We start from the raw sequence: 24611 nt of genomic DNA, 5'->3' as shown, positions 1-24611 counted from the left end.
ACCCTCGCCATGCCCACTCGCCGTCGCTTCCTCCAGCACACCACCGGCGTCGCCGCCCTGGCCGCCCTCGGCCCCCTGCTGCCCAACCTGTCCTGGGCCGCGGACAGCAGCGGCCTGCTGCGGCGCAGGATTCCCTCCAGCGGCGAGCTGCTGCCGGTGATCGGCCTGGGCACCTCGCGCACCCACGACGTACCGCTCGACGAGGCGCACCTGGCGCCGCTGCGCGAAGTCATGGCCACCCTGATCGGCGGCGGCGCCAGCCTGGTCGACACTGCGCCCAGCTACGGCCGCGCCGAGGCGGTGTGCGGCGCCCTGGCCACCGGCGCGCGCGACCGGCTGTTCCTCGCCAGCAAGGTGTCCTCCAGCGGACGCGAGGCCGGACTGCGGCAGATCGAGACCAGCTTCGCGGACCTCGGCACCGAACGGATCGACCTGCTGCAGGTGCACAACCTGCAGGACACCGAGACCCAGCTCAAGCTGCTGCGCGAGCTGAAGGAACAGGGCAAGGTGCGCTACATCGGCGTCACCCACTACCTCGACGCCGCCCACGAGCGGCTGCTGGAGGTGCTGCGCCGCGAGCCGCTGGACTTCGTCCAGTTCAACTACTCCATCGGCGAGCGCAACGCCGAGCGCGAGCTGCTGCCGTTCTGCGCCGACAAGGGCATCGCCGTGCTGATCAACCGGCCGTTCCAGCGTGCCGCCCTGTTCGACAAGGTGCGCGGCAAGGACCTGCCCGAGTGGGCCGGGGCGGAGCTGGACGCCGGCTCCTGGGCCCAGCTGATGCTCAAGTACATCCTCGCCAACCCGGCGGTGACGGCGGTGATCCCCGCCACCTCCAAGGCCCGCTACATGGCCGACAATCTGCAGGCCGGCCATGGCCGCCTGCCGGACGCGGCGCAGCGGCGGCGCATCGTCGAGCTGTTCGCCTGAGCATGCGCCGGCGCCTGGCGCGGGCGATCAACGCCGAGGCCGGCGAGCTGGACGCCGCCCTGGCCGGCTTCGCCCTGTTCTTCTGCCTGTTCTGCGGCTACTTCATGCTGCGCCCGATCCGCGAGTCGATGGGCATCCAGGCTGGCGTGGAGCACCTGCAGTGGCTGTTCACCGCCACCTTCGTCGCCATGCTGCTGGCGGTGCCGCTGTTCGCCTGGCTCAACTCGCGGGTGCCGCGCCGCCGCTTCGTCGACTGGGTGTTCGGCTTCTTCACCCTCAACCTGCTGGCCTTCGCCGCGCTGTTCGCCGCCCTCGGCGACAGCGTGGGGCTGGCGCGCGCGTTCTACGTGTGGATCTCGGTGTACAACCTGTTCGTCGTGTCGCTGGCCTGGAGCCTGATGGCCGACGTGTTCGACGGCGCCCAGGCCCGGCGCCTGTTCGCCTTCATCGCCGCCGGCGCCAGCGTCGGCGGGCTGGCCGGGCCGGCGCTCAGCGCCCTGCTGATCGCCGCGCTGGACGCCGCCGGGCTGGCCCTGCTGGCCGCCGCGCTGCTGGTGGCGGCCCTGCTGCTCAAGCAGCGGCTGATGGCCTGGCGCGAAGTCGCCGGCGCCGGCCAGCCTGGCGCCGCGCCCAGCGAGAACCCGCGGCGGCCGGTGCCGGGCAATCCGTTCAGCGGCCTCACCCGGGTGCTGCACTCGCCCTACCTGCTCGGCGTGTCGGCCTTCGTGATCCTGCTGGCGACGGTCAGCACCTTCCTCTATTTCGAGCAGGCGCGGCTGGTGGCCGAGCTGTTCCCCGAGCGCGACGCCCAGGTGCGGGTGTTCGGCATCATCGACTTCGTGGTGCAGGCCGGCGCGCTGGCCTCGCAGCTGTTCATCACCGGGCGCGTGGCCCAGCGCCTGGGCATCCGCGTGCTGCTGGCCGGGGTGCCGGCGCTGATGGCCCTGGGCTTCCTCGGCCTGGCCCTGGCGCCGACCTTCGCCGTGCTGGCGGCGCTGATGATCGTGCGGCGGATCGGCGAATACGCCTTCGTCCGCCCCGGCCGCGAGATGCTGTTCGCCCCGCTGGACGCGGAGACCAAGTACAAGGCGAAGAACTTCATCGACACCGTGGTCTACCGCGGCGGCGACGCGCTCAGTGGCTGGGCCAAGAGCCTGCTCGACACCCTCGGCCAGGGCGTCGCCCTGGTGGCGCTGGTGGGCGCGGCCTGCGCCGCGCTGTGGGGGCTGCTCGGCTGGTACCTCGGCAGCCGGGCGGACCGCGCCGCCTGCGAGGAGCGGCGCGACGGCCACTAGGCGATCAGGTCGCGGGTCTGCTGGTAGGTGGTGATGGCCTCGATGGCCGTCCGCGCGGTCACCGTCTGCGCCGGCCCGAAGGTCAGCTGGCCGGCCTCGGCGCGCGGCTGGGCAAGGGACTGCGGGTTCGCCGGATTGCTGCGTTCGGCGTTCAGGTCCTGATCCACCTGCCGCGCCTCCAGGAAGCGCTCCACCTGCTGCTGGCGCAGGCGGTCCTGCAGGTTGCTGATGGCCTCCTCGTTGGTCTGGCGCGCCTGCTCCGCCAGTTCCTCGCGCAGCGCCTCGCGACGCTCTTCGGCCAGCTCCTGCTGGCGGGCGAAACGCTCGGCGGCCCGTTCGCGGGCCAGTTCGAGGCGGTCCTGCAGACGCTCGGATCGGGTGGGATCGAGTTCGCTGTCGGCGCGGTTGCGCACGGCGCCCACCGCGGTGCCGCTGTCGTCGATCGCGCGCAACGGGCGCGCTTGGTAAAGCGTGTCAGTTATCGGGCTGATGGCGATGGCCATAGGCTTCTCCCTGGTTTTCCGGCCTGGGAACCTCAGTCTATGGCGTCGCGGAGCCCTGCTTTAGGCGGATGAGGCATAAGGCGCCGACGCAGATGGTCTAGCACTTTTCCAGGCGTTTACGGTCTCCCATGCCCAAAGCGCGCCGGGCCGCTCGGCGGAATCGCCCGTCCCAGAGGCGTCGACGCCGCAGGCACCGTTGCGCTGGCGAAAGGGCCAATGCAACGGCGCGCCGCTTCGCCTGCGCGGCCGGCGCAGCGCGCAGAATGCGACGAACGGTCAGCCCCGGGCGTCGCCGAGCGAGCCGATCTGCTCGATCAGCCACTGCAGGGCCATGTCCCGGCGACGCAGGTCGAGGCTGACGATCTCCAGCTGGAACGGCCCCAGCTCGAAGGGCAGCGCGTGCAGGGTCAGCGGCAGCAGCCCGGCGAAGTAGCGGGCCAGCCGCGTCGGCAGCACCGCCACCAGGTCGCCGCTGGCGGCGATGTGCGCCGCCTGCAGGTAGTTGGGCGTGGTGTAGACGATCTCCCGGGTCAGGCCCTGCTCGCCGAGCCACTGCTCGACCATGCCGCGGGTCTGCCCACCGTGCACCCACAGGTGGCGCAGGCGCAGGAAGGTGTTCAGGTCCAGCCCGTCGCGCAGTTGCGGATGGTCGCGGTGGGCCACCAACTGCAAGGTCTCGCTCATCCAGGGCACACCGCAGAAGCGCGGCGGCAGGGCCTCGAAGCGGCCCAGGGCGAGGTCGATCTCGCCCTTTTCCAGGGCCTCGCTCGGCAGCCGCGGCGACAGGTGCTGCACGTCGATGCGGATGCCCGGCGCCTGCCCGGCCAGGTGCGCCAGCAGGCGCGGCATCAGCAGCATCTCGGCGTAGTCGGTGAGGGCGATGGTGAAGCGCTGGCGGCTGCGCGCCGGCTCGAAGCGCTCGGCGCCGCTCAGGCTCTCCTCGATCTGGCGCAGCGCCGCGCGGATTGGCGCTTCCAGCTCCAGCGCCCGTGGCGTCGGCTGCATGGCGCGGCCGACGCGCACCAGCAGCGGGTCGTCGAGCAGGTCGCGCAGGCGGTTCAGCGCGTTGCTCACCGCCGGCTGGCTCAGCGCCAGGCGCTCGGCGGCGCGCGACACGTTGCGCTCGCGCAGCAGGGCGTCGAGCACCCGCAGCAGGTTGAGATCGAAGGTCGATATATTCACGAGGAGAATTCAACTTATCACAAGTCAAAATTTCCCAAATAGTACCCGTGAACTTACTGTGCGTCAGTTGTGTTTTACGTGACCGAGGGAAGGCTATGAGTAACCAGTACAAGATCGAACAGGCCGCCGTGATCGGCGCGGGCACCATGGGCCGCGGCATCGTCATCAGCCTGGCCAACGCCGGCATTCCGGTGCTGTGGCTGGACAACAACCCGCAGATGGTCGAGGCCGGCCTGCAGATGGCCGAGGACACCTGGGCGCAGAACGTCGCCAAGGGCCGCATCAGCACCGGCGAGGCCAGCCTGCGCCGTTCGCGCATCCAGGCGGTGGCCGACTACGCTGCGCTGGCCGGGGTCGATCTGGTGATCGAGGCGGTGTACGAGAACCTCGAACTCAAGCAGGAGATCTTCCGCACCCTCGACCACACCGTGAAGCAGGGCGCCATCCTCGCCAGCAACACCTCGGCGCTGGACATCGACGCCATCGCCGCCGTCACCCAGCGCCCGCAGGACGTGCTCGGCCTGCACTTCTTCAGCCCGGCGCACATCATGAAGCTGCTGGAAATCGTGCGCGGCGCCAGCACCACCCCGGCCGTGCTCGACGCCGCCCTGGCCCTGGGCGAGCGCATCGGCAAGGTCAGCGTGGTGGCCGGCAACTGCGACGGCTTCATCGGCAACCGCATGCTCCACACCTACGTGTTCGAGGCGCGCAGCATGCTCCTCGAAGGCGCCTACCCGCACCAGGTGGACGCCGCCCTGCAGGGTTTCGGCTTCGCCATGGGCCCGTTCCGCATGTACGACGTGGTCGGCATCGACCTGGAATGGCGCGCCCGCGAGCTGGCCGGCCAGGACCAGGACGTGCCCCAGGTACAGGTCGACAACCGCCTGTGCGAACTCGGCCGCTTCGGCCAGAAGTCCGGCAAGGGCTACTACACCTACGCGCCGGGCAGCCGCCAGGCCGAGCACGACCCGGAAGTGGACGCCCTGGTACAGCGCGAGGCCGAGCGCCTCGGCTACGCGCGCCGCGCCATCGGCCCGGAGGAAATCCTCGAGCGCTGCCTGCTGGCCCTGGTCAACGAAGGCGCCAAGATTCTCGAAGAGAACATCGCCGCCAACGCCCACGACATCGACCTGGTGTACCTCAACGGCTACGGCTTCCCGGCCGACAAGGGCGGGCCAATGTCCTGGGCCGACGCCCAGGGCGTGGCCGCCATCCGCCAGCGCCTGCTGGACCTGGCCGAGCGCCACGGCTCCCACTGGCAGCCGGCCGCGCTGATCGAGCGCCTGGTGGCCGACGGCAAGCAGTTCAGCGATGTACAGGAGGGCCGCGCATGAGCTACCAGGCGCCACTGCGCGACATGCGCTTCGTCCTCCACGAACTGTTCGACGTGGCCGGCCACTGCGCGCGCCTGGGCAACGGCCTGGACCGCGAGTTGATCGACGGCGTGCTGGAAGAAGCCGCCGCCTTCACCGGCAACGAGATCGCCCCGCTCAACCGCAACAGCGACGAGGAAGGCTGCCAGCTGGTGGACGGCAAGGTCAGCACGCCCAAGGGCTTCCGCGCCGCCTACCAGCAGTACGTGGACAACGGCTGGGCGAGCATGACCGGGCCGGTCGACTTCGGCGGCCAGGGCTTCCCGCAACTGGTGGCCTTCGCCTTCCACGAGATGCTGATGGGCGCCTCGCTGTCGTTCCGCGTCTACTCCGGCCTCACCGAGGGCGCGGTGCTGGCGCTGGACAAGCACGGCAGCGCCGAACTGAAGAACGCCTACCTGGGCAAGCTGGTCAGCGGCCAGTGGACCGGCACCATGTGCCTGACCGAACCCCAGGCCGGCACCGACCTGGCCCTGCTGCGCACCCGCGCCGAACCCCAGGCCGATGGCAGCTACCGGGTCAGCGGTAGCAAGATCTTCATCAGCGGCGGCGAGCAGGACCTGTCCGAGAACATCGTTCACCTGGTGCTGGCGCGCCTGCCGGACGCCCCGGCCGGCGTGAAGGGCATCAGCCTGCTGCTGGTGCCCAAGTTCGTCGCCAACGCCGACGGCACCCCGGGCGCGGCCAACGCCGTGAGCTGCGGCGCCATCGAGCACAAGATGGGCATCAAGGGCGCCTCCACCTGCGTGATGAACTTCGACGGCGCCACCGGCTGGCTGGTCGGCGAGGCCAACCAGGGCCTGGCCTGCATGTTCACCATGATGAACGACGCGCGCTTCCAGGTCGGCTTGCAGGGCCTGGGCCTGGGCGAGGCGGCCTTCCAGGGCGCCCTGCGCTACGCCCGCGAGCGCCTGCAGTCGCGCGGCCTGGCCGGCGCGGTGGCGCCCGACAAGGCGGCCGACCCGATCATCGTTCACCCGGACGTGCGGCGCATGCTGCTGACCCAGAAGACCCTGGTCGAAGGCTGCCGCATGCTCGCCGCCTACACCGCGCGCCAGCTCGACCTGGAGCACGGCGCGGGCGAGCCGGCCGAGCGCAAGGCCGCGGCCAAGCGCGCCGCGCTGCTGATCCCGATCGTCAAGGCGTTCTTCACCGACATGGGCCAGGAATCCGCCAGCCACGGCGTGCAGGTGTACGGCGGCCACGGCTTCATCCGTGAGTGGGGCATGGAGCAACTGATGCGCGACAGCCGCATCACGCAGCTCTATGAAGGCACCAACGGCATCCAGGCGCTCGACCTGATCCGCCGCAAGCTGCTCGGCGACGGCGGCGCGGAACTGAACGCGCTGATCGACGAATTCGCCGCGCTCGCCGACACGGCGGCGGCGCACCCGGCCCTGGCCGAAGCGGCGGGCGTGGTGACGGCGCGTCTGGAGCAGTGGCGTGAACTGGCGGCACAGGTGATCGCCAGCAGCCAGCGCGACGCCCAGGAAATCGGCGCCACTTCGGTGGACTTCCTGCAGTACTCGGCCTATGTGTTGCTGGCCGGCCTCTGGCTGCAGGCCGCCGCCACCGCCCAGCGCGCACTGGACGCGGGCACCGGCGAGGCAGCCTTCTACCAGGCCAAGCTGCACAGCGCGACGTTCTACCTGCGCCGCGTGCTGCCGCGCGCCAGCAGCCACCGCGAGGCCCTGCTGGGCGGCGCGGACTGCCTGATGGCGATGCCGGAGGAGAGTTTCGCGTTCTGACCTGACCTGCCGCTCCCGTAGGGCGGGTGCAACCCGCGCGGGTTTCACCCGCCCTACCGGAGCGGCCCTGACAACCGAGAGACTTGTGGTGAAAAAAACAAAAACAGCCCTCTGCGTCCTCCTGCTGCTCGCCGCCTTGCTCGGCGGGCTGTACGCCTATTTCCTGTACGCCCCGAAACCCGCGGCGCCCGTCCTGAGCGCGGCCCTGCAACACGGGCAGATCGAGGTCGGCGGCCTGCCGCGCGACTATGCCTTCTATGTCCCGGCCGGGCTGCCCGCCGGCGCGCCGCTGCTGTTCGTCCTGCACGGCTCGCTGCAGACCGTCGAGGACATCCGCACCTTCAGCGCCTATGAATTCGAGCGCCAGGCCGACGAACAGGGCTTCATCGTCGTCTACCCGCAAGGCTTCGAGCGCAACTGGAACGACTGCCGCGCCACGGCCGACTACCCGGCGCGCGCGCAGAACGTCGACGATGTAGGCCTCATCGCCGCGCTGATCCGGCGCTTCGCCGAGCAGCAGCGGGCCGACCCGGGCCGCGCCTTCCTCGCCGGCTACTCCAACGGCGGCCACCTGGGCCTGCGCATCGCCCTGGAGCAGCCGCGGCTGCTGGCCGGCGTCGCCGCCGTGGCGGCCAACCTGCCGACGCCGGACAACCTGGCCTGCCAGCCCGTCGACGGCGCCACCCCGGTGCTGTTCATGAACGGCACCCGCGACCCGATCAACCCCTACAACGGCGGCCGCGTCACCCTGTTCGGCTTCGGCGACCGCGGCACCGTGCGCTCGGCCTTCGAGTCAGCGCTGTACTTCGCCGAGCGCGCCGGCCACGCCGCGAAGGACGTGCGCCACGAAAGCGCCTGGCGCGACGCCGGCGAGCCCGCCCGCCGCGTCGACCTCGACCGCTGGCAGGCCAAGGACCGCGCCGAGATCGCCCTGTACGGCGTGATCGGCGGCGGCCACCTGCTGCCCCAGGCCGGCTTCCGCGCCCCGCGCCTGCTCGGCCCCACCCTGTCGGGCTTCGACGGCCCGCGCGCCATCTGGGACTTCTTCGCCCGCCAGCGCCCGGCGCCGGTGCAGCCATGACCCTGTTCGGAGGAATCGCCATGCAACCCTTCAGTTTCGCCACCACCGCGCAGATCCTCTGCGAAGCCGGCGCCAGCGGCCGCCTCGCCGAGCTGTGCCGCGAGCGCGGCGCGCGGCGGGTGATGCTGGTCACCGACCCGGGCATCACCCGCTTCGGCCTGCTCGACGGCGTGCTGCCCGGCTTCGCCACGGCCGGCGTGGCCGTGGAAGTGTTCGACCAGGTCATCGCCGACCCACCCGAAGCCATCGTGCTCAACGCCGTGGAGCGCGCCCGCGCGCTGGGCGCCGACCTGGTGGTCGGCTTCGGCGGCGGCAGCTCGATGGACGTGGCCAAGCTGGTCGCCCTGCTCGCCCACCCGCACGGCCAGCAGACGCTGCAGGACATCTACGGCGTGGGCAATGCGCGCGGCCAGCGCCTGCCACTGATCCAGGTGCCGACCACCGCCGGCACCGGCTCGGAGGTGACCCCCATCTCCATCGTCACCACCGGCGAAACCACCAAGATGGGCGTGGTCTCGCCCCTGCTGCTGCCGGACCTGGCCCTGCTCGACGCCGAACTGACCCTCGGCCTGCCGCCGGCGGTGACCGCCGCCACCGGCATCGACGCCATGGTCCACGCCATCGAGGCCTACACCACCAAGCTGAAGAAGAACCCGCTGTCCGACCTGCTGGCCCGCGAGGCCCTGCGCCTGCTCGCCGCCAACCTGGACGAGGCGGTGCACAACGGCGGCAACCGCGAGGCGCGCCAGGCCATGCTGCTGGGCGCCTGCCTGGCCGGCCAGGCCTTCGCCAACGCCCCGGTGGCGGCGGTGCATGCCCTGGCCTACCCGCTGGGCGGGCACTTCCACATTCCCCACGGCCTGAGCAACGCCCTGGTGCTGCCGCACGTGCTGCGCTTCAACACCCCGGCGGCCACACCGCTGTACGCCGAGCTGGCGCCGCTGCTGCTCGGCGAGCGCTTCCGCGACGGCAGCAGCGAGCAGCGCTGCGCCGAGTTCATCAACGAACTGGCCGCGCTCAACCCGCGCTGCGGCCTGCCCAGCCGCCTGCGCGACGCCGGCGTGCCGCAGGACATGCTGGCGACCCTGGCCAGCGACGCGATGCTGCAGCAGCGCCTGCTGGTGAACAACCCGCGCGAGGTGAGCGAGGCCGACGCCCTGGCGATCTACCAGGCCGCCTACTGACTCCACCGTAGGGCGGGTGCAACCCGCGCGCCGATGCGCGACCGTCGCGGGTTTCACCCGCCCTACGCGACGGAGCAACTCCCTCTCCCTCCGGGAGACGACTACATGGATGTAGAAGGTAGAGCGACGCAGGAAGCCAAAGCCGAGGGCCGGGGTGAGGGTGAGACAGGCCACTCGGAGTCGCTTGTGAATCCCTCACCCTACGCGGACCGCCCCTTCCCCTCTCCCAAAGGGAGAGGGGTGGCCCCAGCCAATAGTTCGCAATACAGCCCACGAATCAAAGTTTCCCGCGCCGCCCCGAGGGCTTAGGGTTGAGCGCGACACGAGGACCGAGCATGAACCCACCGCAGCACCGCCGCGCCGACTACGTCCACTTCCAGCCGATCACCACCCGCTGGCACGACAACGACGTCTACGGCCACGTCAACAACGTCGTCTACTACGGTTTCTTCGACAGCGCGGTGAACACCTACCTGATCGAAGTCGGCGGCCTGGACATCCATGACGGCCAGGTGGTCGGCTTCGTGGTCAGCTCGGCCTGCGACTACTTCGCCTCCATCGCCTTCCCCGAGCGCATCGAGGTCGGCCTGCGGGTCGGCAAGCTGGGTAACAGCTCGGTGCAGTACGAACTGGCCATCTTCAAGGCAGGCGAGGACGAGGCCTGCGCCGCCGGGCGCTTCGTCCACGTCTTCGTCGACCGCGCCAGCAACCGGCCGGTGCCGATTCCCGAAAACCTGCGCCAGGCGCTCGCCCGCCTGCTGCACTCCTGACACGACAACAACAGAGGATTCCGCCATGCAAGACGCCGTCATCGTTTCCACCGCCCGCACGCCGATCGCCAAGGCCTTCCGCGGCGCCTTCAACGACCTCAAGTCGCCGTCCATGGCCGCCGTCGCCCTGCGCGCCGCGGTCGAGCGCGCCGGCATCGAGGCCGCCGAGATCGAGGACGTGGTGATGGGCACCGCCATGCAGGGCGGCACCGCCTCCACCAACCTGGCGCGCCTGTCCCTGCTGGCCGCCGGCCTGCCGCTGTCGGTCAGCGGCCAGACCATCGACCGCCAGTGCGCCTCGGGCCTGATGGCCATCTCCATCGCCGCCAAGCAGATCATGGTCGACGGCATGGCCGTCACCGTCGGCGCCGGCCAGGAGCAGATCAGCCTGGTACAGAACACCCACATGAAGTGGACCGCCACCGACTACGACCCGGCCGTGGTGAAGATGGCCGAGCACGCCTACATGCCGATGCTGCAGACCGCCGAGCTGGTCGCCAAGCGCTACGGCATCAGCCGCGAAGAGCAGGACGCCTACTCCCTGCAATCGCAGCAGCGCACCGCCGCGGCCCAGGCCGCCGGCCTGTTCGCCAATGAAATCGTCCCGGTCACCGCGCGCAAGAAGCTGGTCGACAAGGAGACCGGCGCGGTCAGCTACGAGGAAGTCACCCTGAGCCTGGACGAGGGCAACCGCCCGCAGACCGTGCTGGAAGACCTGACCAAGCTCAAGCCGGTGATCGAAGGCGGCTGCATCACCGCCGGCAACGCCAGCCAGCTGTCCGACGGCGCCAGCGCCTGCGTGCTGATGAACGGCGCCCTGGCAGCCCAGCGCGGCGTCAAGCCGCTGGGCCTGTACCGCGGCATCGCCGTGGCCGGCCTGGCCCCGGAGGAAATGGGCATCGGCCCGGTGTTCGCCGTACCCAAGCTGCTCAAGCAGCACGGCCTGACCGTCGACGACATCGGCCTGTGGGAACTCAACGAGGCCTTCGCCTGCCAGGTGCTGTACAGCGCGCAGAAGCTCGGCATCGACCCGGCCAAATTGAACGTCAACGGCGGCGCCATCTCCATCGGCCACCCCTACGGCATGAGCGGCGCGCGGATGGTCGGCCACGCCCTGCTGGAAGGTAAGCGGCGCGGCGTGAAGTACGTGGTGATCACCATGTGCGTCGGCGGCGGCATGGGCGCGGCGGGGCTGTTCGAGGTGCTGTAAGCCTCGGCTCTGTTGCTGGAAACGGAGGCTTCGGCCTCCGTTTTTTGTTTGTGGCTTGGGGTTGGAGAGTGTTCCGGACTCGGCGCGTTCCTCGGCGGGTGCTACGGGGAGGTAACCAATAGAAGGCCGCTCCGCCCTCCTTCCTGACGAGAACCCCAGCCCCGGGTTGCCTGAAAGTTTCTTGGGAGTTGAGATGAAAGCAACGCTTTCATGTAGCCCGGATGCAATCCGGGATGGGAGCATGCCTTTTCCCGGATTTCATCCGGGCTACCAGTAGGAGCGAGCTTTGCTCGCGAAGCTCTTTGCGGGCCTGATTCGCGAGCAAGCTCGCTCCTACAAAAGCCAAGCGGCTCGCGTAGGGTGCGCCGTGCGCACCGTCCTCCAAGTCATCGGTGCGCACGGCGCACCCTACATCAACCAGCCGAGCCAATTGTTTACCCGGTCTGTCAGGCAGCACCAAACACCCCTTAGGAGGGTGAGCGGAATCGTTGCGTAAGGGGCCGGCCGGGGAGGTTTGAGCGGCATAGATGCCGCGAGAGGCGCGATGGCCGGGGCCGCCTAGGTAGGGATGGCCCTTCGCGCTGGGCCCCGGGAGCGGCGATGGAGCGAACGAACGTAGCGCAGCGAAGTAACAGCCGCAGGCTGGCCCGAAGGGCGAGCGTAGCGAGTCACCCGGAGCGAAGCGCAGGGCCGGATGGCGGGGCCGGCCACCCGGGCGACAGCCAAAAGGAACTCGCCGTGCGAGGCGAAACCTGTAGCCCCCGCCGAGGAAAGCGCCAAGTCCGAACTTAAGAAGTCAGGGCCACAACCCCCTCACTTCACATCCCACTCCGGCGCCCTCTCACAAAGCACCTCAAGCGCCCCCACCCACCGCGGATGATCATTCAGGCAAGGCACCAGCACCAACTCCTCGCCCCCCGCCGCGCGGAACTGCTCCTGCCCGCGCTGGCCGATCTCCTCCAGCGTCTCGATGCAATCGGCGACGAACGCCGGGCACATCACCAACAACCGCTTCACCCCGGCCCGGCCCAACTCGTCCAGGCGCGCCTCGGTGTAGGGCTCGATCCACTTGGCCCGGCCCAGCCGCGACTGGAACGACACCGACCACTTGCCCGCCGGCAGGCCGGCGCGCGCGGCGAACAGCTCGGCGCTGCGCAGGCACTGGCTGCGGTAGCACACCGCCAGGGTCTCGGCGCTGACGCCGGCGCTGCTGGTCGCCGTCAGGCTGTGGTCGGGGTCCTTCACCAGCTTGCGGATGTGCCGCTCGGGCAGGCCGTGGAAGCTCAGCAGCAGGTGGTCGAAGTCCTGCTCCAGATAGGGCCTGGCGCTCTCCACCAGGGCGTCGAGGTATTCCGGCTGGTCGTAGAACGGCGGCAGGCTGGCGAACTGCAGCGGCAGGCCGCGCGCGCGCGCCACCCGGCGCACTTCCTCCAGCGCGGTGGTGGTGGTGCTGTCGGCGAACTGCGGGTAGAGCGGCGCCAGGGTCACCTTGCGCACGCCCTGGGCCGCCAGGCGTTCGAGCACCGCCTCGATGGACGGCTCGCCGTAGCGCATCGCCAGTTCCACCGGGCCGTGCGGCCAGTGCTCGCGCATCGCCTGCTGCAGGCGCCGGCTGAGCACGATCAGCGGCGAGCCGCCCTCCCACCAGATCGACGCATAGGCATGCGCCGACTCGGCCGGGCGCTTGACCAGGATCAGCGAGACCAGCAGCCGGCGCAGCGGCCAAGGCAGGTCGACCACGTAGGGGTCCATGAGGAACTGGTTGAGGTAGCGACGCACGTCGGCCACCGAGGTGGAGGCCGGCGAACCCAGGTTGAGCAACAGCAGGGCATGATCGGTCATGCGGTGTCCTTGAATAGATCGGCCAGGGCCGAGTCGAGGTCGGTGAAGCGGAATGCGTAACCCTCAGCCAGCGCCCGCTGCGGCACGGCCTTCTGCCCGCCGAGCAGCAGCCCGGACAGCTCGCCCAGCCCCAGCTTCAGCAGCGGCCCCGGCAACGGCAGCAGCGCCGGACGGTGCAGCGCGCGGCCGAGGGCGCGGGCGAAGGCCTTGTTGCGTACCGGCTGCGGCGCGCAGGCATTATAGGGACCGCGCGCGTCCTCTCGCTGCAAGAGAAAATCGATCAGGCCGATTTCGTCCCGCAGGTGAATCCACGGCATCCACTGCCGGCCGTTGCCGATCGGTCCGCCCAGGCCGAGGCGGAACGGCGGCAGCAGGCGCTTGAGGAAACCTCCCTCACGGGCCAGCACCAGCCCTGTGCGCAGCAGCACCACGCGGATGCCCAGCGCCTCGGCGCGTTGCGCGGTCTCTTCCCAGGCGCCGCACAGCTGGGCGGCGAAGTCCTCGATCACCGGCGCGCTGCCTTCGTTCAGCTCGCGCTCGCCGCCGTCGCCATACCAGCCTACGGCGGAACCGGAGATCAGCACCTGCGGCCGGTGGTCGCGGCTTTCCAGCCAGGCCAGCAGCTGTTCGGTGAGGTGGATGCGACTGGCCCACAGCAGCGCCTTGCGCTTGTGCGTCCAGGGCCGGTCGGCGATGGGCGCGCCGGCCAGGTTGACCACCGCGTCCAGCGGTCCCAGGCCATAGTCCTGCAGCCGGCCGATGCCGCGCACGGCCTCGCCGCACAGACCGGCGACCCGCTCCGGCGAGCGGCTCCAGACGCTCAGCGCATGCCCCTGGGCCAGCCAGTGGCGACACAGCGCCCGGCCGATCAGCCCTGTACCGCCGGTCAGCAATATGTGCATGGCATCCTCCTCGCTTGGCGTGAACCGCCTGTCAACCCCTAGTCTGAATCATGACGGCGCGGCGTGCCTTTTTCCGCCGAGGATGCCGTCCCAGTTTCAGCGACTCGCGCAATCGGGCGCGAGACGAGTACAACCAATGATCGCCCACCCGTGTCCAACAGGTAGCCGGCATCCATCGCTCCGAGGAGCGGCCGGCGTGGGAAACGAGGCTCATGATGAATGCACCCATCGCGATAATCGGTACCGGCCTGGCGGGGCTCTCCGCCGCCCAGGCCCTGCACGCCGCAGGGCTGGAGGTCGAGCTGTTCGACAAGAGCCGCGGCAGCGGCGGGCGCATGGCCAGCAAGCGCAGCGACGCCGGCTCGCTGGACCTGGGCGCCCAGTACTTCACCGCCCGCGACCGCCGCTTCGTCGAGGTGGTGCAGCAGTGGCAGGCGCGCGGCTGGGTCGCCGAGTGGGATCCGCAGCTCTACCACTACAACCAGAACGGCCTGCTGCCCTCCCCCGACGAACAGGTGCGCTGGGTCGGCACGCCGCGCATGAGCGCCATCAGCCGCGCCCTGCTCGGCGCCCTGCCGGTGCATTTCTCCTGCCGCATCACCGAGGTGTTCCGCGGCGAGCAGCACTGGAGTCTGCAGGACGCCGAGGGCAACGGCCACGGTCCCTACAGCGCCGTGCTGGTCGCCACCCCAGCGCCGCAGGCGACCAACCTGCTGGCCGCCGCGCCCAAGCTGGCCGGCGCCGCCGCCAGCGTGATCATGGAGCCGACCTGGGCGGTCGCCCTGGGCTTCGCCACACCGCTGGAGACCCGCGTCGAGGCCTGCTTCGTGCAGGGCGGCGCGCTCGACTGGCTGGCCCGTAACCGCAGCAAGCCGGGCCGCGACGGCAGCTTCGACACCTGGGTGCTGCACGCCACCAGCACCTGGAGCCGGCAGCACCTGGACCTGCCCAAGGACGCGGTGATCGAACGCCTGCACGGCGCATTCGCCGAACTGATCGGCTGCGCCCTGCCCGCCCCGGCCTTCGCCCTGGCCCACCGCTGGCTCTACGCCCGGCCGGCCGGCGCCCACGAGTGGGGCGCCTTGGCCGACGCCGACCTGGGCCTGTACGTGTGCGGCGACTGGTGCCTGTCCGGCCGGGTCGAAGGCGCCTGGCTCAGCGGCCAGGAAGCGGCACGGCGGCTGCTGGAGCACCGCAACCCGTAGCCCGTGCGATTTGCTCTTGCTGCTCTTGTGGGAGCAGCCTTGGCCGCGATAGGGCCGGCACAAAGCTTCGCGGCCAAGGCCGCTCCCACAAGGGTTCGTCGCCGCCGCCCCCGCGCCCACACCGCCTATGGGACAATGCGCGCCTTTCCCGCCGAACCGCCCGCCATGCGCCAGAAGACTCCGCCCCGCGCCGCGACACCCGCCCCCAAGGGCCAGGTGCATCCGCGCAACCGCCACCAGGGCCGCTACGACTTCCCTAGCCTGATCGCCGCCAGCCCCGAACTGGCCGACTTCGTCATCCTCAATCCCTACGGCAAGCAGAGCATCGACTTCGCCAACCCGGACGCGGTCAAGGTGTTCAACCGCGCGTTGCTGCGCCAGCTCTACGGCATCCGCCACTGGGACATCCCGCCGGGCTACCTGTGCCCGCCGATTCCCGGGCGCGCCGACTACCTGCACGGCCTGGCCGACCTGCTGGCCGAGGACCACGACGGCGCCCCGCCGCGCGGTGCCGGGGTACGCGCGCTGGACGTGGGCTGCGGTGCCAACTGCATCTACCCGCTGCTCGGCCAGGTCGACTACGGCTGGCGCTTCGTCGGTTCGGACATCGACCCGGTGGCCCTCGATTCGGCCCGCGCCATCGTCCGTGCCAACGGCCTGGAAGGCGCCATCGAACTGCGCCGGCAGAGCGAGCCGAAACACATCTTCCAGGGCCTGCTGGCGGCCGACGAGCGCTTCACCCTGACCCTGTGCAACCCGCCCTTCCACGCCTCGGCCGACGAGGCGCGCAGCGGCAGCACGCGCAAGTGGAAGAACCTCGGCCGGCTCGACCCGAAGCGCAAGCTGCCGGTGCTCAACTTCGGTGGGCAGAGCAACGAGCTGTGGTGCGAGGGCGGCGAAGTGGCCTTCCTGCGGCGCATGGCCCGCGAGAGCGCGGCGGTGGCCGGCCAGGTGCTGTGGTTCAGCAGCCTGGTGTCCAAGGCCGGCAACCTGCCCGCGCTGCAGGCGGCGCTGCGCCAGGCCGGCGCCCATGCCGTGCGCCAGGTCGACATGGCCCAGGGCAACAAGCAGAGCCGCTTCGTCGCCTGGACCTTCCACGACACGGCCGCGCGCCGCGCATGGCTGGCCGCCCCCGGTTGAACGCGGTAGCCGCCACGCCGTCGACCTGACTATGCTTATGGAGTAACAGCCCCCGGGAGCCGGGAAATCCCCATGCGCTGGAAAATCCTGCTGACCTTCTGCTGCCTGTCCTGGTGCCTGGCCCTCCGGGCGGAGCCGCGCGAGCTGCAGATCAGCGTCGGCGACTGGCCGCCCTACCTGTCCAGCGAGCTGCGCCACAACGGCGTGATCGCCCACATCATCAGCGACCTGTTCGCCGAGGAAGGCTACCGCGTCAGTTTCCGCTTCCTGCCCTGGCCGCGCGCCTACTCGGCCACCGCCGCCGGCAAGTTCGACGCCACCGGAGTGTGGATGCACAAGGGCGAGCGCGAGGCGGACTTCCTGTTCAGCGCGCCGCTGCTGGACGAGCAGTTCGTGTTCTTCCACCTGAAGTCGCAGCCGTTCGACTGGCATCGCTTCGACGACCTCGCCGGCATGACCCTGGGCGGCGGCCTGGAATACAGCTACGGCCCCGCGTTCGACGCCTTCCTGGCCAAGGGCACGGTGAAGATGGAGCGCGTCTCCAGCGACCAGCAGAACTTCGACAAGCTGCTCAAGGAGCGGGTGGTGCTCTACCCGCAGGAGATGAACGTCGGCTACGCCGCCCTGGCCCGCCACTTCACCCCCGCCGAGCGCGCACGCATCACCCACCACCCGCGGCCGCTGCTGGTCAATCGCAGCTACCTGATGCTGCCCAAGCGCCTGGCCGGCAGCCAGGCGCTGCTGCAGCGCTTCAACCAGCGCCTGCAGGCGTTCCGCGACAGCGGCCGCTACGACCGCTACTTCCAGGACCTGCAGGCGGGCAAATACACGCTCTCAGAGGAAGAAGCGGCGCAACGCTAGCCCGCCGACCTCGCCCAGGTCACATCGCCCACTCGCTGACCACCATGTGCGTCTTCACCCGCTGGATGCCGGGGAAGCCCTCGATCACCCCGCGGATCTCGGCCAGGCGCGCCATGCTCGCCGCCTCCACCTGCACCAGCATGTCGGTCTCGCCGCTGATGCCGCAGCACTGGCGGATTTCCGGGAACGCGCGCATGCGGTCGACGTACTCCTGGCAGCGGCTGTTCTGATAGAACAGTTCGAGGAAGGCCTTCACCCCGCCGCTCGCCGGGTCGGCCACCTGGGCGTGATAGCCGCGGATCACCCCGTCCTGCTCCAGCTGGCGGATGCGCTCGCTCACCGCCGAGCGCGACAGGTTCACCTCGCGGGCGATCTGGCTGACGGAGGTGCGCGCGTCCTGACGCAGGAGGGCGATGATCTGGCGGTCGAACTTGTCCACGGTGGCTCTCGCAGTTTGACGGCGGAATCCGTCACTTTGCCATGCACTGGCGGCAACCTGGCCGCAGAGGCCGGCTTAACATGGCGGGATAGAAGAAGGGAGCAAGAATACCTCATGAGCCGCCTGAACAAGGAACTGGGCCTGCTGCAGGGCGTCGCGCTGCTCAGCACCTCGCTGCTGGGCACCGGCATCTTCGTGGTGCCGGCGCTGGCCGCCACCGCCGCCGGCGAGGCCTCGCTGTGGGCCTGGCTGATCCTCATCGCCCTGGTGCTGCCGGTGGCCTTCACCTTCGCCCAGCTCGGCCGCCGCTTCCCCCACGCCGGCGGCGCGCCGCACCTGATCGGCCGCGCCTTCGGCCCGCGCGCCGAGCGGCTGATCGCCTTCCTGTTCCTCGCCGTGCTGCCGGTCGGCCTGCCGGCGGCGCTGAACATCGCCACCGGCTTCTGGCAGGCGGTGCTGCCGGTGAACCGGGGCGAGGCCCTGCTGATCCAGTTCGCCACCCTTGGCGCCATGCTCCTCCTCGGCCAACGCCCGGCGCGCGCCAGCGGCCTGGTGCAGGGGCTGATCGCCCTGGCCATCCTCGGCACCGTGGCCCTGGTCTGGTGGGTCGGCGACCTGCCGCAGGCACACCAGCCGCTGCTGCCGGCCCTGGGCGACAACTGGACGCTGATCCCGGCGGCGCTGGGCGTAATGTTCTGGTGCTTCGTCGGCATCGAGGCGTTCACCCACCTGGGCGAGGAATTCCGCAACCCGCAGCGCGACTTCCCCCTGGCGCTGCTGCTCGGCGTGCTGCTGGCCGGCCTGGTGTACTGGGCCTTCTCGGTGGCGGTGCTGAGCTTCCACGTCTACGGCGACGTGCACAGCGACGCCGCCTCGCTGCCGCGGCTGATGGACCAGCTGCTCGGCGGCGAGGCGCGCACCCTGGTGGCGGCGGTCGGCTACCTGGCCTGCTTCGCCTCGATGAACGTCTACATGCAGGGCTTCGCCCGGCTGATCTGGAGCCTGGCCGACGAGGGCAAGCTGCCCGCCCCGCTGGGCACCCTCAACCGCCACGGCGTGCCGGCCCGCGCCCTGCTGCTGGTGGTCGTGATCTGCGCCCTGTGCGCCAGCCTGACGACCCTGCTGCAGCTCTCGGTGGACGACCTGATCCGCTACGCCAACGGCAATTTCGTGGTGGTCTACCTGCTCAGCATGGCCGCCGGCGCGGTGCTGCTACGCGGCGCCTGGCGCCTGCTCGCGGCGTTCAGCACCCTGCTCTGCGCGGCGGTGCTGGCGATGCTCGGCGTCGAGGCGCTGTACGCCCTGGGCCTGGTCGGCCTGTTGCTGCTGCTCGACCGCCTGCGCCTGACGCAGAGATCCCTGACGTAGGGTGCGCCATGCGCACCCTCCAGGATCATGGCACCCCGCACGGGGTGACCTGAGCGCGCCAGGGGTTCTATCCTTGCAGCGAGCCCGCCGAAAGGAAGCCCCATGCGCCGCATCCTCCGCGACCTGAAAATCCTCCTCCTCGCCAACCTGTGGATAGTGCCGGTGCTGGCCGCCCTGGTCGGCGCCCTGTTCTACTTCGTCGCCCCGCCGCCGCCGATGCACGCGCGCATGGCCACCGGCGCCGCCAGCGGCGGCTACCACGCCTTCGCCGAGCGCCTGCGCGAGGAGCTGGCCCGGCAGGGCTTCGAGCTGGAGCTGGTCAACAGCCGTGGCTCGCGCGACAACCTCGCCCGGCTGGTCGACGGCCAGGTGGAGCTGGCGCTGGTGCAGAGCGGCCAGGAGCTGACCCTGGACGACGACGTGCGCGAGCGCCTGGCCGGGCTCGGCGTGGTCTACCGCGAGCCGCTGTGGCTGTTCACCAGCCGCAAGGTGAAGTTCGAGCGCCTGGCCGACCTGACCAAGCTGCGCCTGGCCATCGGTGCCGAGGACAGCGGCACCCAGGCGGTGACCGCCGCCCTGTTCGCCACCAACCGCATCGAGCCGGCGCAGTACCCGAAAGGCTGGCAGCCGCTGGGCGGCAGCCGCGCCGCCGACGCCCTGCTGGCCGGCGAGCTGGACGCCGCCTTCTTCGTCGGCCCGGCGGAGAACACCCTGATCCAGCGCCTGGCCCGCGAGCCTCGCCTGCAACTGGTCAGCCTGCGCCGCACCGAGGCCTACCTGGCGCGCCTGCCCTACCTCAGCCGGCTGGAGGTCGGCGAAGGCATGCTCGACATGGCGCAGAACACCCCCGAGCGCGACATCGTCACCCTCGGCCCGGTGGCGACCCTGGTGGCCGGCGAGAACTTCCACCCGTCGCTCACCCCGCTGATCTTGGAGGCCGCCCGCGAGGTGCTGAAGAACGGCAGCCTGCTCGACCCGGCCGGCAGCTACCCGCAGCGCCCGCCGCGCTCGCTGGCCACCCTGGCGGAGGCGGACTACTACTACGACAAGGGCCTGCCGATCCTGCAGCGCTACGTGCCGTTCCGCATCGCCTCGCTGGCCGACCGCTACATCATCCTCGCCATTCCGCTGCTGGTACTGCTGTTCCCGCTGTTCAAGGCGGTCGGGCCGATCTACCAGTGGCGCATCCGCGCGCGCATCTACCGCTGGTACAAGCACCTGCGCGAGATCGACCAGCAGTTGTACAAGGGCAAGCTCGACGACGACATCGGCGCCGAGATCGCGCGGCTGGAGAAGCTGGAAGACGAACTGGCACGGGTCGAGGTGCCGCTGTCCTATTCCAACGAGCTGTACGAGCTGCACATGCACCTGCGCTACATGATCGAGCGCCTGCGCTCGGTGCAGCAGCGCCGGGCGCAGGCGGCAGGAGACATGGCTTCGTAGGGTGCGCCGTGCGCACCGATAAATTGGCAACGGGTAGCCCGGATGAAATCCGGGGGCGGTGTTCGTCTGGTGCTTTGGTTTCCAGCCGATTGCCGAGTGTTCCGATACTTCCGGTTTCGCCCTCCCGGGCGACTCACTTTTCTTTGTTTGCGCAAAGAAAAGTAAGCAAAAGAAAGCGCACCCCGGCATCCGGGTCCGGGCTGCGCCCGGACTTCCCTCCCTCCGGTGCCGCTCCGGGGGCACGGCATACACGGGCCATCCCTGGCCCGTTATGCCTTTCGCCGCATCCATGCGGCTCATCCCCCTACGCGACACCTCCACTCGGCCTCCTGACGGGGACTCGGGCTCCGAGCTGCTTGATAATCTGCTTCTGCCGCTACGCGGATTTGCTTCGCCATGACAAGGCTATGTCCCCGTTAGATGTTGTACTGCCCTGACCCCTTCTGGGTCCCCGCCTGCGCGGGGATGACGAGGTAGGGGTGGAGTTTCTTCCGAAACCGTCATTCCCGCGCAGGCGGGACAGCAGCTTTATCGCTGAACAGCGCTTGCGCTGGCCCGAAGGGGAATAATCCAGGGGCAGGCAGCCGCAGTGTTCAGATAGAGGGGCTTGCTCGCGCAACGCGTAGGGTCGATCGCGCTGATGGGTTATGGCCTGCGACCCAACCACCCTACCGGCTCCCAGGCAGGCCGCTTCCGCAGGTCAGCTATAGCGTCTGCAACATGTAACGGGTACATAGCCTTTTTATTGGCCATGTCCACGTTAGTTGTTACACACCTCGTGGGAGCGGCCTTGGCCGCGAATGTCGCGGCCAATCGGAATGCCGCCCAGCCACTCCCACACAAAGCATGATTGCGCCACCAACACGTAACAGAAAAAGGCCCCACCGGACGTACCGGCAGGGCCTTTCTCCTTCAAGCGGGACTCACTTGATCCAGTGCTTGCCCCAGTGGGTGATGTCGTAGGCCCTGGCCGCGCGCTTCAGGCTCGGGCCAGTCGGCTGGCTGGCGGCGATCTCGTCGTCGACCACCCGGGTCGACAGCGACAGCCAACTGGTGACGAAGGCCATGGCGTCGCCGTTCACCTCCAGCGCGCGCCGGTCGATGTTGTTCAGGTCGTCGCAGGCCGCGTGGTAGCAAGGGTCGAGCGCGATGCCGGCGGTGCCGCCGTAGCGTGCCGCCTGCTCCTCGGTCTTCAGCACCTCGGCGCCGGTGAACAGGCCGCCGAAGGCGATGCCGTCGGTGAAGAACTGCGCGTAGTCCGAGCGGAAGGTGATCTCGTCGCCCTCGAACGGCAGGCCCCGTAGCTTGTAATACTCCTCGAACAGCTTCTCGAGGGCAGCCGAGCCGGGCGGGCCTTCCAGGCCGAAGGCGGAGCCGTCGCCGTCATACACGAAGTAGGCGAAGTTCGGCGAGGCGATCATGTCGAAGTTGAGGTACGCCTTGATCTTCGCCTTCTCCTCCGCCGGCAGCTGGCTGACGTAGTAGGTCGAGCCGACCAGGCCGGACTCCTCCGCGCCCCACCAGGCGAAGCGCAGGCGGTTGGTCGGCCGGGCCTTGCTCAGCTGTAGCGCCAGTTCCAGCAGCGCGGCGCTGCCCGAGCCGTTGTCGTTGATGCCCGCGCCCTCGTACACCGAGTCCAGATGCGCGCCGGCCATCACCACGTTGCCCGGGTTGCCGTGGCGGGTCTCGGCGATCAGGTTGTGGGTCTCGGTGCGCTTGCGCGTCACGTCCGCCACCACCCGCACCTGTACGTCGGCGGTCTGCGCCAGGGCCACGCCCACCTCGTAGGTGGCGAACAGCACCGGGATGCCGCCGGCATAGGCGTCGCCCAGGGTGGCGCTGATCAGGCCCTTGCGGTCCTCGGTGTCGCCCTGGTTGAACAGCACCACGCCGGTCGCGCCGGCGTCGGCGGCGTTCTGCGCCTTCGTCGCGAAGTCGCAGGCGCCGCGTTGCAGCAGGGCGATGGCGCCGGCCGGGAAACCGGCGAAATCCTCGGCCTCGCAGCCGCTGGTGGAGGTGTTGCCGTCGCCCAGGGCGATGTCCACCGGCACGGCGGCGGCGGTGACGTCGCCCGCCTCGGTCTGCGACAGGTAAGTGAAGTCCACCTCCCACTCGTACTGCGCCGGGGTCGGCGCCACGGCCTGCAGCTGGCCCGGGCCCTGCGGGTAGAAGGCGCTGAACGGGAAGGCCTGCAGGCGCACCTGGTAGCCGGCGCGTTCGAGGGTCTGCTTCACGTAGTCGATCGAGCCCTGGTAGCCCGGCAGGCCGGCGGCGCGGTTGCCGCCGTTGGCCAGGGCGATGTCGTGGAGCATCTGCAGGTGCTGTTCCGTTCGCTCGGCCTGCATGCAGCGCGGCAGCAAAAGCGGCGTGGCGTTGATCTGGCCGTAGCGGCATTCCAGCGGACCGAGCCGCGTGGGGCTCCAGAGCTTGTCGAACAGCGAGCCCAGGTCGCGGGCCTCGGTGGCCAGGGCCGGCGCGGACACGCCGGCCAGGAGGGAAGCCAACAACAGGTGAGGTTTCTTGTTGAGGTGCATGGGGGTTCTCCAATCCATGTTTGGAGCAGATGGATGCGCGAGCGCTTGTGGCGCCGCGCGTGCCGTCCCTTACTGCGTCGTGTGGACGAGAAGACGGTAGACGGCGTTCTTCCGGCAAGCGAAGCGACAGATGCGCGATTTCCTGAAAATGACGACTGATCGACGCATAACCCCTCAAGATGCCAGCACATCGCCAGCACCACCCCACCGGCGCGGCGATGTCGGGTAGACTCTGCCCGCTCCCCTTTCCACAGCCCGAAGACGCCCGCCATGCCGATCCGCCACTGCATCGTCCACCTGATCGACAAGAAGCCCGACGGCTCGCCGGCCGTGCTCCACGCCCGCGACTCGGAGCTGGCCGCCTCGCCGGCCATGGAGAACCTGCTGGCCGATCTCAACGAGAGCTACAACGCCAAGCAGGGCAAGGCCTGGGGCCTGTTCCACGAGGAGTCCGGCGCCTACCCGTTCAGCGGCTGGCTGAAGGCCTACCTGGACGACGAGCAGGACTTCACCGCGTTCAGCCGCCAGGCGGTGGAACAGCTGCAGAAGCTGATGGAGGAATCCAACCTGTCCACCGGCGGCCACGTGCTGTTCGCCCACTACCAGCAGGGCATGACCGACTACCTGGCCATCGCCCTGCTGCACCACAGCGAGGGCGTGGCGGTGACCGAGGCGCTGGACGTGGCGCCGGCCAAGCACCTGGACCTCGGCCAGCTGCACCTGGCGGCGCGCATCAACATCTCCGAGTGGCGCAACAACGCCCACTCCAAGCAGTACATCTCGTTCATCCGCGGCAAGAACGGCAAGAAGGTCTCGGATTACTTCCGCGACTTCATCGGCTGCCAGGAGGGCGTGGACGCGCCGAGCGAGACGCGCACCCTGCTCAAGGCCTTCAGCGACTTCGTCGAGAGCGAGGACATGGCCGAGGAGCAGGCCCGCACCAAGACCGAGACGCTGGTCGACTACGCCACCAGCCAGGCCAAGCTGGGCGAGCCGATCACCCTGGACGAGCTGTCCGGGCTGATCGACGAGGATCGCCCACGCGCCTTCTTTGAACACATCCGCAACAAGGATTACGGCATGGCGCCGGAATTTCCCGCGGACAAGCGCACCCTCAGCCAGTTCCGCCGCTTCACCGGCCGCGCCGAGGGGCTGTCGATCAGCTTCGAGGCCCATCTGCTGGGCTCGAAGATCGAGTACGATGAGGCGCGCGACATGCTGATCATTCGCCAGGTACCGACCCAGCTCAAGGACCAACTCAAGCGTCGCAAGGAGTGACATGGGCAAACGGATATTCGTGCTGCTGGCAGTGCTCGCCGCCTGGCAGCACTGGGACCGCATCGAGACCTTCCTCGGCCTGAGGCCGACCCCGCAAGTGGCGGCGGCCGAAGCCGGCGTGGTGCTGTACGCCACCGCCTGGTGCGGCTACTGCGCCAAGACCCGCTCGTTCCTCGCCGAGCAGGGCATTCCCTACACCGAGATCGACATCGAGAAGTCCAGCGAAGGTCGCCGCGCCTACGAGGCGCTGGACGGCCGCGGCGTGCCGCTGCTGACCATCGGCAGCACGGTGGTGCGCGGCTACGACCCGGCGGGGATCAAGG

General features: G+C 69.6%; 21 protein-coding genes. 15 read left to right on the top strand and 6 right to left on the bottom strand.

The features are described 5' to 3' along the window. The first annotated feature begins 9 nt into the window (after positions 1-9). Both N5D30_RS17200 and N5D30_RS17195 read left to right on the top strand, forming a co-directional pair. Entirely contained in the window at positions 10-930 is a 921-nt protein-coding gene (locus tag N5D30_RS17200; protein WP_279909932.1) for an aldo/keto reductase, read from the top strand. 2 nt (positions 931-932) lie between these two features. Next, positions 933-2225 (top strand): MFS transporter, encoded by a 1293-nt coding sequence (locus N5D30_RS17195; protein WP_279909930.1) that lies wholly within the window; start codon positions 933-935, stop codon positions 2223-2225. Here the strand turns inward: N5D30_RS17195 and N5D30_RS17190 are convergent. Together N5D30_RS17190 and N5D30_RS17185 are read right to left on the bottom strand one after the other, a co-directional pair. Beyond that, complete coding sequence (locus tag N5D30_RS17190; protein WP_279909929.1) at positions 2222-2728, bottom strand: hypothetical protein; 507 nt, start codon at positions 2726-2728, stop codon at positions 2222-2224. The genes N5D30_RS17195 and N5D30_RS17190 overlap by 4 nt on opposite strands. 276 nt (positions 2729-3004) lie before the next feature. After that, positions 3005-3910, bottom strand: coding sequence for a LysR family transcriptional regulator (locus N5D30_RS17185; RefSeq protein ID WP_279909928.1), 906 nt, complete (start codon positions 3908-3910; stop codon positions 3005-3007). A gap of 95 nt (positions 3911-4005) precedes the next feature. On the opposite strand from N5D30_RS17185, the gene N5D30_RS17180 reads away from it, so the two are divergent. The 6 genes from N5D30_RS17180 (at position 4006) to N5D30_RS17155 (ending at position 11276) form a co-directional block, all read left to right on the top strand. Further along, positions 4006-5244 carry a 3-hydroxyacyl-CoA dehydrogenase gene (locus N5D30_RS17180; RefSeq protein ID WP_279909927.1) on the top strand — a complete coding sequence of 413 codons (1239 nt, stop codon included), beginning with the start codon at positions 4006-4008 and terminating at the stop codon, positions 5242-5244. Then, positions 5241-7031 carry an acyl-CoA dehydrogenase C-terminal domain-containing protein gene (locus N5D30_RS17175; RefSeq protein ID WP_279909926.1) on the top strand — a complete coding sequence of 597 codons (1791 nt, stop codon included), beginning with the start codon at positions 5241-5243 and terminating at the stop codon, positions 7029-7031. Before N5D30_RS17180 ends, N5D30_RS17175 begins: the two co-directional genes overlap by 4 nt. Positions 7032-7119: 88 nt before the next feature. Beyond that, positions 7120-8112, top strand: coding sequence for a PHB depolymerase family esterase (locus tag N5D30_RS17170; RefSeq protein WP_279909925.1), 993 nt, complete (start codon positions 7120-7122; stop codon positions 8110-8112). A 20-nt stretch (positions 8113-8132) separates the two neighbouring features. Continuing rightward, complete coding sequence (locus N5D30_RS17165) at positions 8133-9296, top strand: iron-containing alcohol dehydrogenase (protein WP_279909924.1); 1164 nt, start codon at positions 8133-8135, stop codon at positions 9294-9296. A gap of 335 nt (positions 9297-9631) precedes the next feature. Continuing rightward, a complete protein-coding gene (locus N5D30_RS17160) occupies positions 9632-10066 on the top strand; it encodes a thioesterase family protein (RefSeq protein WP_279909922.1) in 435 nt (144 codons plus the stop codon). A gap of 25 nt (positions 10067-10091) precedes the next feature. Beyond that, on the top strand, positions 10092-11276 hold the full coding sequence (locus N5D30_RS17155; protein ID WP_220812075.1) for an acetyl-CoA C-acyltransferase: 1185 nt from the start codon (positions 10092-10094) through the stop codon (positions 11274-11276). 813 nt (positions 11277-12089) lie between these two features. Here N5D30_RS17155 and hemH read toward each other — a convergent pair. Both hemH and N5D30_RS17145 read right to left on the bottom strand, forming a co-directional pair. Further along, positions 12090-13118, bottom strand: a complete 1029-nt coding sequence (hemH, locus tag N5D30_RS17150; RefSeq protein WP_279909921.1) for a ferrochelatase — start codon at positions 13116-13118, stop codon at positions 12090-12092. Continuing rightward, positions 13115-14020 carry a TIGR01777 family oxidoreductase gene (locus tag N5D30_RS17145; protein ID WP_279909920.1) on the bottom strand — a complete coding sequence of 302 codons (906 nt, stop codon included), beginning with the start codon at positions 14018-14020 and terminating at the stop codon, positions 13115-13117. Before N5D30_RS17145 ends, hemH begins: the two co-directional genes overlap by 4 nt. A 215-nt stretch (positions 14021-14235) precedes the next feature. Here N5D30_RS17145 and N5D30_RS17140 point away from each other — a divergent pair, with 215 nt between their 5' ends. From N5D30_RS17140 to N5D30_RS17130, 3 genes are all read left to right on the top strand, one after another. Beyond that, on the top strand, positions 14236-15225 hold the full coding sequence (locus N5D30_RS17140) for an FAD-dependent oxidoreductase (RefSeq protein ID WP_279909918.1): 990 nt from the start codon (positions 14236-14238) through the stop codon (positions 15223-15225). Between the two features lie 165 nt (positions 15226-15390). Further along, entirely contained in the window at positions 15391-16365 is a 975-nt protein-coding gene (rlmF, locus tag N5D30_RS17135) for a 23S rRNA (adenine(1618)-N(6))-methyltransferase RlmF (RefSeq protein WP_279909917.1), read from the top strand. 72 nt (positions 16366-16437) lie between these two features. Continuing rightward, complete coding sequence (locus tag N5D30_RS17130; protein ID WP_279904667.1) at positions 16438-17226, top strand: transporter substrate-binding domain-containing protein; 789 nt, start codon at positions 16438-16440, stop codon at positions 17224-17226. 19 nt (positions 17227-17245) lie between these two features. On the opposite strand, the gene N5D30_RS17125 is transcribed toward N5D30_RS17130, so the two are convergent. Then, positions 17246-17665 (bottom strand): Lrp/AsnC family transcriptional regulator, encoded by a 420-nt coding sequence (locus tag N5D30_RS17125; RefSeq protein ID WP_220815418.1) that lies wholly within the window; start codon positions 17663-17665, stop codon positions 17246-17248. Positions 17666-17779: 114 nt separating this feature from the next. Here N5D30_RS17125 and yjeH point away from each other — a divergent pair, with 114 nt between their 5' ends. Both yjeH and N5D30_RS17115 read left to right on the top strand, forming a co-directional pair. Next, positions 17780-19033, top strand: a complete 1254-nt coding sequence (yjeH, locus tag N5D30_RS17120) for an L-methionine/branched-chain amino acid transporter (protein ID WP_279909916.1) — start codon at positions 17780-17782, stop codon at positions 19031-19033. A gap of 102 nt (positions 19034-19135) precedes the next feature. Beyond that, positions 19136-20476 carry a TAXI family TRAP transporter solute-binding subunit gene (locus tag N5D30_RS17115; RefSeq protein ID WP_279909915.1) on the top strand — a complete coding sequence of 447 codons (1341 nt, stop codon included), beginning with the start codon at positions 19136-19138 and terminating at the stop codon, positions 20474-20476. Between the two features lie 923 nt (positions 20477-21399). Here N5D30_RS17115 and N5D30_RS17110 read toward each other — a convergent pair. Next, complete coding sequence (locus N5D30_RS17110; protein ID WP_279909914.1) at positions 21400-23010, bottom strand: M28 family metallopeptidase; 1611 nt, start codon at positions 23008-23010, stop codon at positions 21400-21402. Between the two features lie 270 nt (positions 23011-23280). Between N5D30_RS17110 and yejK the strand changes: the two genes are divergently transcribed. Together yejK and N5D30_RS17100 are read left to right on the top strand one after the other, a co-directional pair. Then, positions 23281-24288: a nucleoid-associated protein YejK gene (gene yejK / locus N5D30_RS17105; protein ID WP_279909913.1), complete on the top strand. Its 1008-nt coding sequence runs from the start codon at positions 23281-23283 to the stop codon at positions 24286-24288. A gap of 1 nt (position 24289) precedes the next feature. Then, on the top strand, positions 24290-24611 hold a 322-nt coding region (locus N5D30_RS17100), incomplete at its 3' end, for a glutaredoxin family protein (protein ID WP_279909911.1).

This window comes from Pseudomonas sp. GD03875, assembly GCF_029840585.1.
GTDB lineage: Bacteria > Pseudomonadota > Gammaproteobacteria > Pseudomonadales > Pseudomonadaceae > Aquipseudomonas > Aquipseudomonas paralcaligenes.
This window is presented reverse-complemented; position numbering and strand designations above follow the sequence as displayed.

Coding starts and splice junctions, on each gene's coding strand:
- yjeH (WP_279909916.1), top strand. CDS start 17,780: ATGAGCCGCCTGAACAAGGAACTGGGCCTGCTGCAGGGCGTCGCGCTG.
- N5D30_RS17180 (WP_279909927.1), top strand. CDS start 4,006: ATGAGTAACCAGTACAAGATCGAACAGGCCGCCGTGATCGGCGCGGGC.
- N5D30_RS17145 (WP_279909920.1), bottom strand. CDS start 14,020: ATGCACATATTGCTGACCGGCGGTACAGGGCTGATCGGCCGGGCGCTG.
- hemH (WP_279909921.1), bottom strand. CDS start 13,118: ATGACCGATCATGCCCTGCTGTTGCTCAACCTGGGTTCGCCGGCCTCC.
- N5D30_RS17130 (WP_279904667.1), top strand. CDS start 16,438: ATGCGCTGGAAAATCCTGCTGACCTTCTGCTGCCTGTCCTGGTGCCTG.
- N5D30_RS17115 (WP_279909915.1), top strand. CDS start 19,136: ATGCGCCGCATCCTCCGCGACCTGAAAATCCTCCTCCTCGCCAACCTG.
- N5D30_RS17165 (WP_279909924.1), top strand. CDS start 8,133: ATGCAACCCTTCAGTTTCGCCACCACCGCGCAGATCCTCTGCGAAGCC.
- N5D30_RS17195 (WP_279909930.1), top strand. CDS start 933: ATGCGCCGGCGCCTGGCGCGGGCGATCAACGCCGAGGCCGGCGAGCTG.
- N5D30_RS17200 (WP_279909932.1), top strand. CDS start 10: ATGCCCACTCGCCGTCGCTTCCTCCAGCACACCACCGGCGTCGCCGCC.
- rlmF (WP_279909917.1), top strand. CDS start 15,391: ATGCGCCAGAAGACTCCGCCCCGCGCCGCGACACCCGCCCCCAAGGGC.
- N5D30_RS17190 (WP_279909929.1), bottom strand. CDS start 2,728: ATGGCCATCGCCATCAGCCCGATAACTGACACGCTTTACCAAGCGCGC.
- N5D30_RS17110 (WP_279909914.1), bottom strand. CDS start 23,010: ATGCACCTCAACAAGAAACCTCACCTGTTGTTGGCTTCCCTCCTGGCC.
- yejK (WP_279909913.1), top strand. CDS start 23,281: ATGCCGATCCGCCACTGCATCGTCCACCTGATCGACAAGAAGCCCGAC.
- N5D30_RS17160 (WP_279909922.1), top strand. CDS start 9,632: ATGAACCCACCGCAGCACCGCCGCGCCGACTACGTCCACTTCCAGCCG.
- N5D30_RS17175 (WP_279909926.1), top strand. CDS start 5,241: ATGAGCTACCAGGCGCCACTGCGCGACATGCGCTTCGTCCTCCACGAA.
- N5D30_RS17155 (WP_220812075.1), top strand. CDS start 10,092: ATGCAAGACGCCGTCATCGTTTCCACCGCCCGCACGCCGATCGCCAAG.
- N5D30_RS17140 (WP_279909918.1), top strand. CDS start 14,236: ATGAATGCACCCATCGCGATAATCGGTACCGGCCTGGCGGGGCTCTCC.